The sequence below is a fragment of the Ectobacillus polymachus genome (assembly GCF_048159605.1).
Lineage (GTDB): Bacteria > Bacillota > Bacilli > Bacillales > Bacillaceae_G > Ectobacillus > Ectobacillus polymachus.
In genome coordinates this window covers 41,572-55,633 of sequence record NZ_JBLREB010000002.1, presented here as the reverse complement: position 1 = coordinate 55,633, position 14,062 = coordinate 41,572, and the positions used below count along the sequence as shown (strand labels likewise).

General features: G+C 33.9%; 10 protein-coding genes, 1 pseudogene and 2 other annotated features. Of the genes and pseudogenes, 7 read left to right on the top strand and 4 right to left on the bottom strand.

Annotation, left to right across the window (positions count from 1 at the left end; all coding sequences use genetic code 11):
• Positions 1–49: 49 nt before the first annotated feature.
• Together ACM5BR_RS10925 and ACM5BR_RS10920 are read left to right on the top strand one after the other, a co-directional pair.
• Positions 50–1,441 carry an MFS transporter gene (locus tag ACM5BR_RS10925; protein ID WP_416827939.1) on the top strand — a complete coding sequence of 464 codons (1,392 nt, stop codon included), beginning with the start codon at positions 50–52 and terminating at the stop codon, positions 1,439–1,441.
• A 155-nt stretch (positions 1,442–1,596) separates the two neighbouring features.
• Positions 1,597–2,307, top strand: coding sequence for a DUF4386 domain-containing protein (locus tag ACM5BR_RS10920; RefSeq protein WP_416827938.1), 711 nt, complete (start codon positions 1,597–1,599; stop codon positions 2,305–2,307).
• Positions 2,308–2,317: 10 nt separating this feature from the next.
• Here ACM5BR_RS10920 and ACM5BR_RS10915 read toward each other — a convergent pair whose 3' ends face one another.
• Positions 2,318–2,899 carry a Crp/Fnr family transcriptional regulator gene (locus ACM5BR_RS10915; protein WP_416827937.1) on the bottom strand — a complete coding sequence of 194 codons (582 nt, stop codon included), beginning with the start codon at positions 2,897–2,899 and terminating at the stop codon, positions 2,318–2,320.
• Positions 2,900–3,226: 327 nt separating this feature from the next.
• Here ACM5BR_RS10915 and ACM5BR_RS10910 point away from each other — a divergent pair, with 327 nt between their 5' ends.
• Both ACM5BR_RS10910 and ACM5BR_RS10905 read left to right on the top strand, forming a co-directional pair.
• Positions 3,227–3,904, top strand: coding sequence for a GntR family transcriptional regulator (locus ACM5BR_RS10910; protein WP_416827936.1), 678 nt, complete (start codon positions 3,227–3,229; stop codon positions 3,902–3,904).
• A 27-nt stretch (positions 3,905–3,931) separates the two neighbouring features.
• Positions 3,932–4,564 carry a sterol desaturase family protein gene (locus tag ACM5BR_RS10905; RefSeq protein WP_416827935.1) on the top strand — a complete coding sequence of 211 codons (633 nt, stop codon included), beginning with the start codon at positions 3,932–3,934 and terminating at the stop codon, positions 4,562–4,564.
• A gap of 406 nt (positions 4,565–4,970) precedes the next feature.
• Here the strand turns inward: ACM5BR_RS10905 and ACM5BR_RS10900 are convergent, their stop codons facing one another.
• Positions 4,971–6,449: a WD40/YVTN/BNR-like repeat-containing protein gene (locus ACM5BR_RS10900; protein WP_416827934.1), complete on the bottom strand. Its 1,479-nt coding sequence runs from the start codon at positions 6,447–6,449 to the stop codon at positions 4,971–4,973.
• Between the two features lie 176 nt (positions 6,450–6,625).
• Here ACM5BR_RS10900 and ACM5BR_RS10895 point away from each other — a divergent pair.
• The 3 genes and pseudogenes from ACM5BR_RS10895 to tyrS form a co-directional block, all read left to right on the top strand.
• Positions 6,626–7,225 (top strand): annotated as a pseudogene (locus tag ACM5BR_RS10895) (SDR family NAD(P)-dependent oxidoreductase); the annotation flags it as partial.
• 154 nt (positions 7,226–7,379) lie between these two features.
• Positions 7,380–8,144, top strand: a complete 765-nt coding sequence (locus ACM5BR_RS10890; RefSeq protein ID WP_416827933.1) for an IclR family transcriptional regulator — start codon at positions 7,380–7,382, stop codon at positions 8,142–8,144.
• Between the two features lie 172 nt (positions 8,145–8,316).
• Positions 8,317–8,533 (top strand) — a binding site (T-box leader).
• Positions 8,534–8,719: 186 nt separating this feature from the next.
• Positions 8,720–8,936: a binding site (T-box leader), on the top strand.
• A 53-nt stretch (positions 8,937–8,989) separates the two neighbouring features.
• Positions 8,990–10,255: a tyrosine--tRNA ligase gene (tyrS, locus tag ACM5BR_RS10885; RefSeq protein WP_416827932.1), complete on the top strand. Its 1,266-nt coding sequence runs from the start codon at positions 8,990–8,992 to the stop codon at positions 10,253–10,255.
• Between the two features lie 200 nt (positions 10,256–10,455).
• Here the strand turns inward: tyrS and nhaC are convergent, their stop codons facing one another.
• Together nhaC and tdc are read right to left on the bottom strand one after the other, a co-directional pair.
• On the bottom strand, positions 10,456–11,841 hold the full coding sequence (gene nhaC, locus ACM5BR_RS10880) for a Na+/H+ antiporter NhaC (RefSeq protein WP_416827931.1): 1,386 nt from the start codon (positions 11,839–11,841) through the stop codon (positions 10,456–10,458).
• Between the two features lie 137 nt (positions 11,842–11,978).
• Entirely contained in the window at positions 11,979–13,892 is a 1,914-nt protein-coding gene (gene tdc, locus ACM5BR_RS10875) for a tyrosine decarboxylase (protein ID WP_416827930.1), read from the bottom strand.
• Positions 13,893–14,062 lie beyond the last annotated feature (170 nt).

Sequence of the window (14,062 nt, the reverse complement as noted above, 5' to 3'; positions counted from 1 at the left end):
ATGTCTAACTTAGGAAGACAATTCTAAATAATAAAAGGAGAGATAAGTCATGGAAACGATAATTGACAATGCTAGCAGGAAGACGGAAGCTAAAGAATATAGTGCCAAGAAAGCTGTACCTGTTATCTTACTGTTATTTCTATTATGTTTGGTAATTGACAATTCATTTAAGATTGTATCTGTTGATATGGCAAAGGATTTTCACATTTCTGCGACAGTGGTTAGCTGGCAAGCAACCCTAGCTGGCCTTGTGATTGGAATTGGGGCAGTAGTATACGCTGCTTTGGCGGATTCCATTAGTATCAGAAAACTTTTTACTGTTGGTATTATTTTAATATGTGTCGGTTCAGTTATGGGATTTATTTTTCAACACTCGTTTTTACTAGTTGTTATCTCACGAGTTATCCAAACTGCAGGTTTAGCATCAGCTGAAACATTATATGTTATATTTGTAACAAAAGAATTACCTGAAAATGAACAAAGAAAATTTTTAGGATTAAGTACAAGCAGTTTTGCTCTTTCACAGCTTATAGGTGCATTAACTGGAGGTTATGTGTCCACGTATTTCCATTGGACAACTCTGTTCTTACTTCCTTTAGTAACACTTTTCACACTACCTTATATTTTAAAATATCTCCCTAAGGAAGAGAGAAAAAGCAGTAATATAGATGTGCTCGGATTATTTATAGTTGGTGTTATTGCAGCATCCCTACTATTGTATATTACCGATTTCAACTGGATGTATCTTCTTTTGTTTATTGTTGCCGTTGCCTTGTTCCTTGGTTATATTAGCAAGAACTCTAAAGCTTTTATCGGAATATCATTCTTTCAAAATAAGCAGTTTATCTCCTTGCTTGGAGTCGCGTTTATTATTTATTCTGTACAGCTAGCCTATATTTTCTTATTTCCGTTCTTGCTTGAAAAGCTTTATGGTTTACAGCTAGATAAGGTTTCACTATTATTAATTCCAGCCTATATAGCAGCTACTTTGGTCGGAGCTCTTTCTGGAAAAGTTGCGAATATTATGGGAAGCAAGCAAGCTATTACAATCGCTATGTCATGTATTATCGCTAGCCTACTATTAGCCGGATTTTTTGTACAAACTTCTGTCGTTATATTCGTGATATCAATGATTTTATTCTCTAGTTCATTCGCGTTCATGTATGCACCATTGCTTTCTTCTTGCATTCACAATATTGAAAAAGAAAAAACAGGAACTGCAATCGGATTTTATAATTTAACGCTTAATATCGCTATGTCAATCGGAATTGCCTATACAGCAGCAATGATGGACCATCCTGCAATGAAACAAAATTTCCTAGGATTTATCAGCAATCCGGACGCTTCAGTGTATAGCAATCTCCTATTCGTACTTGCACTAATTACCCTCTTCAGTCTATCTCTATACTGGGTATTAGTAGGACGCAAAGCGACAAAATAGATTAATTTTCACATAAAAGCAAAAGAACTCTGAGACCGAAAGTCTGGAGTTCTTTTTTATTGATAAAGAAAAACTTTATCCTTGATTTAAGTCAATGACCAGTCATCATCTTCCTATTAAAATGAAACCAACATTGTAATATAGGAGGATATATTATGGCTACCTTAATAGAAAAACAATCCTATCAACGAAAATCTGCTCTGATTGCTGGTATATCACTTATCATCATGACACTTGCTGCATTTTTTTCCTATGGCTTTGTCCATGGAAGCCTTGTGGTGCAAGGAGATGCCAGCGCCACTTTTCATAACATTAAGTCATCAAATATGCTTTTCAAAGCTGAAATCCTCGGTTGGGTCATCATCCTGATCACTGACATTATAGTCGCTTGGGCTTTCTATATCTTTCTAAAGCCAATTAATAAAAACCTTTCATTGCTCGGTGCATGGCTCCGTCTTACTTATGCGACTATATTAGGCATTGCCATACTGAATTTGATTTTTGTATTGCTTCTCTCGAAAAATACAGCATTACTTAATATCGATCAACTTCAAGCACATATGATGTTGTTTCTTGAAGCATTTGAATCTATTTGGTCTATCGGATTGATCATCTTTGGTGGACATCTCATGATTGTAGGCTATTTGGCTTTCAAATCAGATAAAATTCCTAAAGCCATTAGCACCTTACTATTGCTTGCTTCAATAGGCTATATTGTCATTAACTTATGTAACGCGTTTCTTTCACAATATGATGCGGCAATTTCAATTCTTAAAATTGTATTTACTATACCAATGATTGCAGGAGAATTGGGCTTTGGTATATGGCTGCTAATCAGAGGAGGAAAAATCCCTGAAGATGTATGACAACTTCTTATCATATATCTTTATTAATTCGCTTCTTAATTCTACTTAATGATTCTGGGGTCATACCAAGATAACTCGCCAATTGATGTTGGGGTACACGATCAGCTAAATGAGGTCGTTTCCGTAATAATGCTTTGTAGCGTTCTTCTGGTGTAGATGCAATAAATGAAGCCAATTCATCTTGTACCTCACCAAAGTTGTGTTCAATCATCTTGCGTGTCATTGTTTCCAATTGTGTATATTTGTTATACATGTCCTTTTCGATGTCAAAGTCACCAACGACTACTATACAGTCTTCTAGACAAGCTAAAGAGTACGCGGATGCCTTATCCTGTTTATGATGATTGAAATTCGAAATGGCTTGTTCTTCTGTGTAGAAATTGGATGTGACCTCTTTTCCCGTTTCATCTATAGAATACTGCCTAACACATCCCTTCAATACAAAATAACATTTAGTCGGAATATCTCCTTGTCTAAGGAGTATTGTTCCTTTTTTATATTCTTCAATTTGTATATCTTCAACAATTGTCTGTTGTTCTACTTCGTTTAGTGTTGTAAACCTAGTTAAATACTGCATTAATATTTGTTTCATTCGGCTCTCCAACTCCTTGGATTAAGTCATTGTAATCAACATCATCTTTGTATTACCTCAATAAATAGCTTTGAACTTTCTTTTTTCATTATAAACATACTTTCATATATTGGTTGGATAAAATAATGGTTCTTGCTATGACTTCTTTATTTCCATTCCGATCCTCCTTCACTCTATATCAAACTGTAGAATATTTAATTGTTAATCAATAAATAATTTGACAGAATTTTCTACCAATTATACACTGATGGTATTACCACAAATAGAAACTTGTAATACCAAAAAGTCCCTAGGCATATTCATAATAATGGAGAGAGGGGGATCTGCTTGAAAGAGAAGGAACGATCATCAGACAAAATTGAGAAAAAATTAATTAAAGCCATATTGGCAGGGGATTATTCTGTAGGAAGTACGTTGCTTCCAGAACGGGAACTTGCAAAAGAATTTGGAGTTGGGCGTCCAACAGTTAGGGAAGCACTTCAACGATTAGAGAGAGATGGTTGGATATCATGTCGGAAGGGTCTTCCTGCAATCGTAAACGATTATTGGCGTAAGGGAAATCTAACTACTCTTGTTAATATTATTCAAAATCATGATACTGTTACAGATGAGTTTATTGTATATTTATTAGAATTAAGAAGAGCTTTAGCTCCTGCCTATATTCATGATGCCGTTATCTTTAATCAGCCCAAAGTAGTTTCTCTCCTTGCTGATTTAGAAGCCCTTAAAGATGATGCTGACGGTTATGCAGCATTTGATTGGGAACTACAAAAACAAATTGCTGGTCTCTCCCCAAATCCTGTATATCTATTAATATTAAATAGCTTTAACTCCTTTTATATACAAATAGCAAGAATATATTTTTCAATTAAGGAGCATAGAAGCTTGTCTTTGGAATATTATAATGAACTTTTAACTGTTGCATTACAGGGAGATGCAACAGAGGCTGAGAGAATTGCAAAGAATGCAATGGAGAAAAGTTTGATTCTTTGGAAAAACAGATAAGAATGATCATGGATGGAGGTGTTAGTATTGAAATCTAAATATGTGAAAGAGTTTTTTTTCTACCCAGATATATTCATTATGAGCTGCCTTTTCTTAATTTGTCTTGGCTATATGACCCTTAGCCTAGCATCTATAGGACCGATAATTGCATTCGTAATAGGGATGATTTCCTATACAATAGCTGAGTATGTTACTCATAGATTTCTCTTTCATATTCAGCCGCCAAAGAATGCATTTTTGTTACATTTAGTTAAGCGTTTACATTACAACCATCATTCAAATCCTGATAATCTGCATTTATTATTTTTACCTTTATGGTACACGTTGCCTAACATTACAATTGCAGGAGTTGCTGCCTACTTCATTTCTTCCAGCCTTGTGATTACGAATGCTTTCATCGCTGGTGTAATCATCTTTTTATTATTTTATGAGTGGAAACATTATATTGCACACCGTCCAATCATTCCACTTTCCCCGTGGGGACGTTGGATGAAAAAAGTCCATTTATGGCACCATTACAAAAATGAAAATTACTGGTATGGTGTTACAAACCCAATTTATGACCTTGCGCTAGGAACCTTTAAGGATCAAACAAAGGTTGAACAAAGCCAAACAGCTCGTAATCTTGAAAAACGTGATAAACAAAATCTTAACATATAATTTATTTCACGAATTTCCTTTGTATTTCTGAATTCACATCCTCCATAGAGAAAAGATCAAAGGGCATTGCATAACACAGTGCCCTTTCTAGAGAGGCTACTCAGTTTTTGCGTAAAAATACGAAGCCACAACCGTTATGAGAACCCATAAGAGTATCGGTACTAGAACAGCCACCATCATCATTGCGTTTGTTTGTAAAACCCATGCAAGAATTATTAATTCAATGATCTTTCTACGTGTTGCGTCGGACATTGCCTTAAAAACACTCTCATTCATTCCATATCACCTGCGGTCACCAGCCTTTCTTTATCTTATATTAACTATATAGCTAATTAGTAAATATAAAAAAGGAAGGCACCAATTAACTATTGTGTCTTCCTAAATCAGTTATGGGGCGTAACTTTAACTAACTATTTTTAACTTCTTTTACGAATTCCCATGTTTCTCCTTTATCTTTTGATTGATAAAGTGCACTACTATTCCCGTTATAATCTCCATCTGACCCTTGTCCAACTAACATATTAAAAACTCCATCTTTCTCATAGGGCATACCTAGAAAATCAAAAGGACTTATAGAATGTCCATTATCTAATGTTACTTCATGAAGTGGATAATTTACCTTTTTAAAAGATATGCCCCCATCATCTGTACGATATAACTCTCCATCAGTACCAGAAACACTGGCTGCTCCTAAAAACCCAAGTTTATCATTTATAAAAGTTATTCCTGATGCACTACCAATTGTTCGGTTGAATGGGTCTTCATTTATAACCTCCCAAGTTTTACCCCCATCCATCGTCTTACTTAGTGAATAAAAAGAACTACCTAATGCTTTATCTGTAATATTTAGTTTATAACCAACTTCTTTTGATAAGTAAAACAGTTCTTTGTTATTCGTTACATCTTGTTGATCCTTCTTAGAACTATCTTTCTTTGGAGGAGTATCTGATTTACACCAATCCAAGTCACATTTTAAGTTATATCTAGCAGGTATGATCTCTTTCTCTTTTCCAGGGACAAATATGGAGACAGTATATCCAATTATTTCATTACTTGCTTCTTGAAGTTGTTGCTCCGTACCATCCTCATTCACATTAATAATTCCCTCTGTATTGTATCCCCAACTTCTTTTTCCATAATAAATCAATCCGTAATTCCTTTCATTCCACTTACTAACTGTTTTCTTAACTGGAATAGCCTTAACCGTTTTCATGAGAGGTTCCACTACTTTATCATCATCATAATCAGCATTTGCATATCCATGTAGCCATAAAGTAATATCTTGTGACTTATTTTTATCATAAGTTATTAAGTAACTCTCATCTTTCCCTTTAGCATTTTTCCCATAAACAAATGTATCAAAAGATATAATTGTTCCATCCGGATTAAATGTAAGGTCAAAATTATCCGTCATATATAATTTCTTTGGCAAAGTATATTTTTTATTTATATCTTTAAAAATACCTTCTGCTCCATATTGATATATATTGTTATGTTCAAACTTAACTGATCTTTCATTCTTTAATCTATCTATAACCCATGCAAGTTTTCCTCCATAATTTGTTGCACTTTTATAAATCCCTACTCCATAAAATGATGTTATTACAACAATAATGATAATAGAAATATATTTCCATGCATTTAAATTAATTGATATTCCAGATTCATATTCTTTGTTTTTTATAATTCTAATTGTGGTAAATGTAATTATCGATATAAAAAATACTATGCATGCTAATAAAATATAAATATTATTATTCGTTCTTCCATACATACATAATGAAGCTAACTCATAACAAAAAATCCAGTATCCTATTATTAATATTGGATCTCTTAATAATGAAATAAGTATCCTTTTTACATTTTCCTTAAATATGTAAATCACTCCTAATCAAATTATTGATTATATTTATCTATATTAAGTATACTTCGTTTTTCCAAATATTTGTATAATCCTTTTATCATCCTATTTTTTTAGAATGGATATAATTTCCTGATAAAAGTCATAACCTATATCAGAATTTCATTCATAGATATGAAAATACGAGAGGAGTGGATGTGATGGGCTTCCCGCCTCAGCAACAAAGTAAACCTGGCATTGAATCATTAATGACACCGAGACCTATATTTGATGATCCCAATTACAAACCAGCTGGTAAACTTATGAATAAGGTAGCTCTCATTACTGGTGGGGATAGTGGAATTGGAAGAGCTGTAGCTGTCGCCTTCGCGAAAGAGGGTGCAGACATTGCAATCTCATACCTAAATGAACACAGCGATGCCAATGAAACGAAGTTCTATGTCAAAAAGTACGGGCGTCGTTGCATTACCATTCCTGGCGATATAGGGTATGAGCAACCTTGCCAACAAGCTGTAATGCAAACGATTCACCAATTTGGTCGTATTGATATTTTGGTGAATAATGCCGGTGTACTTTACATAAAGAACAGTCTACTAGATATAGATTCGAATCAACGAGCAAGTACTTTTCACACAAATATTTTTTCGCAGTTTATTTTGACGAAAGCTGCTCTGCCATACATGAATTCGGGGAGTTCCATAATAAATACAACATCCCTTAATGCCTATCATGGAGATCAAGATTCAATTGACTACTCGGCATCTAAAGGGGCTATTGGCCAATTTCATGAAGAATTTTCTAGAGTACTACATTTTTTCCAATCCACAATAAAGATGAAATATTTACCTAATTTTCGATTTAAGTAATGGTATAATATTAATAAACTTTATAAAATAAAACATTGGCTGTGGTCAACTGCACTAAATGATAGTTAATAATATCGGGAGTGGTATTGTGGATGATAAATATTGGGTGCGTTCTCTCGAACGAGCAAACCTAGTAATAAATTTTATTGCTAAAGAACCGGGAAAATACCGATTAATAGATATTTCAAAGTCCTTGAATATTAATAAAAGTTCAATTTTCTCAATATTAAACACTCTTGAGATTTTAGGATGGGTTACCAAAGAAAAAGGAAATACATATAAATTGGGACCCACCTTGGGAGCATATATTACAGCTTATTCTCGTAATTTTAATCTCTTAGAATCATTTAATATGGAAGCAGAAAAAACACTTGAAAAGTTAGATGAAAATATTCTATTGGGAGTTCTAAACGGCACAAATGTATTATGTTTAGCAGCACAAGAAAAGGATTCAATTGTACGAATAGCCACCGATGTTGGAATGCAGTTTCCAGCACATGCAACATCCTTCGGAAAAATCCAATTAATTAAATACAGTTATTATGAGCTGATAGACCTTTATAATGACCAAGAGCTAGAACAGTTCACACCTAATACAATAAAAACAGTAGGTGAGCTTTGGAACCAATTGGAGTCGGCTAGGTGGTCTGGATATACTATTGATGATCAAGAATATTTACAAGGATGCTATAGTATTTCAGCACCTGTATACAACCATAAAAATTCGCTGGTTTGTGGAGTTTGTTGTACAATGCTAGAAAATAGCTGGAATGAAAAAAAAGATAAGGCTATTCTTGAAATTGTGGATTTAGCTAAGAGGTTATCTGAGTGTGCTGGATATACCCAACCGTAATGATTGCAGATATTCAAACAATATAAGGATTGGAAACGATATTGCCTCTTTGATCATTATTTTCGTGCTCTTTATGAGAAAGGTCCAAAGAATATATTTTTTTACAAATTTTTTTCTTTCTGTTGATTGACAAACTATATTTATTTCAATATAATAATATTAAATTTAATATTTAATGACGATGAAGGAACGAAGTAGCAATTTGTCCCTGTTATTTAGAAAGCTAAGGGTTGATGAAACTTAGCACAAACAATTTGCGAATTACATTCTCGAGTTTCTTAGGTAATGCTAAGCGGATGAGCAATCCGATACTATTGTAATGAGCGGTATTAATAATTTTCCTATTAATACAATTAGGGTGGTAACACGGTTATATAATCGTCCCTATGTCTATTATTAGACATAGGGACGTTTTTTTTTTTTCAAAAAGGAGTGAAGTGAGCATGAATATTATTGACGAATATTGCATCTTCGGTCATTCTTTTCATGTTCTTTATGGAAAAGATCCCAAAATGTTTTAAACTGTTGATGGAAAAATTATATTTATTTCAATATAATGATGTGAAATTTAATATTTTATGACAATGAAGGAACGAAGTAGCAATTTGTCCCTGTTATTAGAAAGCTAAGGGTTGATGGAACTTAGCACAAACAAATTTGCGAATTACATTCTCGAGTCTCTTAGGTAATTCTAAGCGGATAAACAATCCGATACTATTGTAATGAGTGGTATTAATAGTTTTCTTATTAATACAATTAGGGTGGTAACACGGTTAACTAATCGTCCCTATGTCTATTTTTAGACATAGGGACGTTTTTTTTATTACAAAAAGGAGTGAGTGAACATGAATATTATTGACGAATTAGAATGGCGTGGCGCAATTAATCAACAAACTGATCCTGAAGGTTTACGCAAGCTGGTAGAAGAGAAATCGATAAAGCTCTACTGTGGCATAGATCCAACTGGCGATAGCATGCATATTGGACATTTAATACCTTTCATTATGATGAAACGATTCCAATTATGTGGCCATCATCCTGTTATTTTAATTGGAGGGGCTACAGGAACAATTGGAGACCCAAGTGGACGTAAAACAGAACGTCAATTACAAACATTAGAAATGGTACAACATAATGTTGATAAGTTAACGAAGCAATTGAAAAAATTATTGGATTCCGACGGCAGTGATAATCCAGTGCAATTCGTAAATAACTATGATTGGACTCATAAAATCAATATCATTGATTTTTTACGTGATTACGGTAAACATTTTAGCATTAATAATATGTTAGCCAAAGATGTTGTTTCCAGCCGTTTAGATGGAGGTATATCTTTTACAGAGTTTTCATACCAAATACTTCAATCATTAGATTTCCATCATCTTTTCAAAGAAGAGGATGTACAGCTCCAAATAGGCGGAAGCGATCAATGGGGTAATATTACAGCTGGAATTGATTTCATCCACAAAAAAGAAGGTTGGGATGCAAAAGCATACGGATCAACCATCCCATTATTATTGAAAGCAGATGGTACAAAATTTGGTAAAACAGCTGGCGGAGCTGTTTGGCTGGATGCGGAAAAAACAACTCCATTTGAATTCTACCAATTTTGGTTGAATGCGGATGATCAGGACGTTATTAAGCTGTTAAAACTATTTACGTTCTTATCGAAAGAGGAAATTGATGAACTAGAAATAAAGGTAAAAACGGAACCTCATAAACGTGTGGCACAAAAATTGCTGGCATCCGAAGTCACAAAATTTGTTCATGGAAAAGATTTATTAGACCAAGTTATCAAAATTTCAGATGCATTATTCAGCGGAGATATTAAAACATTGACAGCAGATGAAATTGAGATCGGTTTTAAGAACATGCCTACTTTCCATGCATCAAAAGAACCAAAAAATATTATCGATTGGCTGGTAGATATAGGCCTTGAGCCATCCAAACGTCAAGCCCGCGAAGATATTAGTAACGGTGCTATTTCGATAAATGGCGATCGGATGAATGATACCGATGCAGATATAACAATTGAAAATGCTATTGGCGGAAAATTTATTATCGTTCGCAAAGGTAAAAAGTACAACAGTTTAGTAAAATTAGTTGATTAAAACAATCTTTAACCCAGGTTTTTAACCTAATCATAACCACCCTCAAACCATGGGTGGTTTTATGTTTTGCCTTCTCCAGGCTCAACTGACTAAAGTCCATAAATAAAATGGCACCAGAAATACCTTGATATTTCTGGTGCCCAATTTAAATCTTTTATAAACTGATTTAAAAAGCCAAGAATAAGCATGATAAATTTTGATTATGATACCTTTTCCACTGAGTCAAAGTTGTCTTTCTTCTTTAATTTCATAAAACCAATAATAATATTGATAAGAAAAGCAACAATACAAGAGATAGTGAATGGTAAGTATTTTATCGTAGATACACCCAAGGTCCCTGTTATAAATACACCACTGACCCCCCAAGGAATAAGAGGATTGATTGCTGCGCCTGCATTTGCCAAAACACTAGAAAGTTCCTTTGGCTGCACACCAATAGCATCATATTGTGATTTAAAGGCCCTGCCTGGCAAAATCATCGATAAATATTGTTCACCCACCATAATATTTACACCTATACAACTTAAAGTTGTTGTTAGGATTAATTTCCCTTTTGTATCAACAACATTACTAATACTATTTATGAGTGTGTCAATTACTTTTAATTCAACTAGCAATCCACCTAAAGATAGAGCTAAGAAAATAAGAGAAACAGACCACATCATACTTTGAATTCCGCCACGGGTTAGTAATGCGTCTACACTTTTTACACCGGTCTTTGAAACGTATCCATCCTGAATTAAATTCCCCAGATCAAGAAAGCTAAAATGCGGATGATACAAGTAAATAATTCCAATTGAGACAGCAATACTAACTAGTAAAGTAGGAATAGCTGGTATTTTTTTAAATGAAAATACAAACATAACTAATACTGGTAATAATGTGATTAAAGAAATATGAAAAGTAGAAGAGAGTGTATTTACTAATTGATTAATACTACTTCCTGTTGCTCCATTACTTGTATGTCCAAAAAACATGAAGAAGACTAAAGAAATAATAATAGTAGGGATAGCTGTTTTCAACAAATTAGCAATGTGTTCAAACATATCAACCTCGGCAATGGCAGAGGCCAGACTCGTAGTATCTGCTAATGGTGAGATATTATGTCCCAGATAAGCACCTGAAACAATGGCTCCAACTGTTATGGCAGGATCAAATCCCATAAATTGTCCCATACCTGAAAGAGCAATTCCAACAGTTGAAACAGTTGTAAATGAACTTACAACGACACCTACGATCAGACTAATAATAAATACGGAAGGCAAGAATAGTTTCGCAGATAAAATTTTAAATCCATAAATCATAATTGTTGGTATTGTCCCACTGGCAATCCAAACACTCACTAAGGCACCAATTAACATAAAGATAAAAATTGGGATTAATCCTGGTTTAATTCCATTTTCAATTCCTTTATGAATGATTTCCCAAGAAGCGCCTTTAATTTTTCCAAAGATAATTACTACACCTATTATGATTAAAATTGGAATTTGCGGGGGCATTCCTAAACCAATAATACAAATCCCAAAAATGGCTAATAAGACACTTAATAGAAAAACACTTTCTACCAATGTTGTATTATTTCTCATGTTATTTACCTTCTCTACTTTTTTAAATAATTAATTGGACACATCCTTATTATATAATCATGGGGAGATTTTATTCGGATGTGTCCAATTATGTTCTACTAAGACTTCAATTCAAAGAAAGGTAACAATTTTTCTTTTTAGTTAAGAACCAATTCTTTTTCTTCTTGGTTAATTTCTTTAAATAATTTTTTGTAAATTTCTTCTTCTTGCTTGTCACTGTAAATTGCTTCTAATTTTTCTTGAATAGCTTGTTCAATCTTTTGTGCATACTCATCAAATACTTTTTTATCACGAGCATATGGAGATAAAGCACAAGCCCTTAGAATCGTTACTTTTTGAGCTACATCCCACTCTGCTCTACTAAATCCAAGACTTTGAACAAATGGGAATGGGCTGTGACCATAGTCAGGAACAGCAAAGTCAGTATGAGAAGTAAGGAATTTGTTGTTATATAATCCGCCTTTAGAGAAGGAAGCATAATCATAGAATTGTTTATTAAATTCATTCATTTCTACTAAATTTGTGTTTCCTTCTTCGTTAAATACATAGTCAACCATATTAAAGTCTGGTTTTGTTAATGTATGACAAACAACTGTCTTATCCCCAACTTTAAACTCTTTGTTGTTCATGAAGTTGTAGAATCGATATGCACCTTCAATGCTTGCACCAATTAATTTTCCATAACCAGTAATATTTAATGGTAATACTCTGTGAGCTGTCCAAACAGCTGCTGCAGTTGCACCTGCTTTAGAACCTTCAAGCATATATGCTCCAAGTAATGCAGGAATATCTGCACCTTTTTCAAAAACATATGTTGCAAAGTAAGAGATAACGTCACGCATTCTAATATCCTTAATCGCAATACCACCAGCTGAATAAGGAATATATCCCATCTTATGAGGGTCAATAGTAATGGAATCTGCTTCGCTCATAGCTTTAAAAGAATTATAAATGTCTTCTGTCAACCATTCATTCTTTTCAGTGAAAACTTCATATTTATCGAAATACTCATCGATCTTGTCATAATCAATAAAGTTATAATCTTCGTCAAGGAAAATAGAACGTGCATAGCTGCCATAAGCTGAGTCTACGTGAACATAGAAGTGAATACCTTCTTTTGCAAACTTATCGCGAAGTTCTATGATTTTATCAATTCGGTCTACTTGACCTTCTTCAGTAGTACCTACTACACCTACTACGCCAAGAATTGGAATACGCTTTTCAGCAAATTCACGGATTTTTGCTTCTAATTTATCAATATCCATACGATAATTTTTATCAATATCGATTTCTTCTACATTATCATGGCCGATACCAACGATATCAGCAGCTTTAACCCAAGAATAGTGTTTGGTTTGTGGAATAATCCATTTACCAAGTTTCTCAATATGTTTGCCGCTTCGAGCAGAGTGAGCTTTAATATCCTCAATTTTTTCAGGAATTTGGCCCATAAGGTCTAAGATTTCTTTAACAGACATATTTAATAGTTCCCATTCACTCTTACCTGCAACTAATTCAGGTGCAACTTCTTTGATTGCAAATGGAATTGATTTAATATTACGGGCATACCAAAGTCCTTCAGTGTTAGCAACTGTACCATCGGCACAAATATGTCCCCAGCTTTGTCCTTGTTTATAACTCATAAGTTTTGTAAAGTCTAAACCAACTTCTTCTTCCATTTGAGAAGTACCTGGAGAAGATTCATATGCTACGTTGTTTCCATTCCATAACATTGCATAGGTATACGCCATGATTGAAGGAAGTAATGTTTCCGAATTCATATGACCCCAGTAGCGTAAAGAATGCCAAGGTACTGAATTAGCACGTAATCTTGTAGATACCTCACTGAGTACATTACGAGTTCTATCAAGTGTTCCTTGGAAGCTTTCGGATCTTTTATCTTGTGGTGTGATGATTGGCATATCCTGAGGTTGATAGTTTTGGCGCCAGCCAACATGTTCGTCGATCAGTTTTAACAATGTTTCTTTGAAAAAGTCAACATTTTCACCATGGCCGCCTAAGAAAAGTGCTTTTAAATTTAATTCATTCATACTGATTTCTCCTTACTGTAAGTATGTTAAAATTTTTTATTTAGAGTATGATTACTCTAAGTTTTAAGTATAAATTAATAAATTAATGAATTTTAGACTGTGTAACCGCCAAGTAGAAATGAAGTCTTTCTTACCTGGACGGTTACAAACAGTCATTCAATTTATCAAAT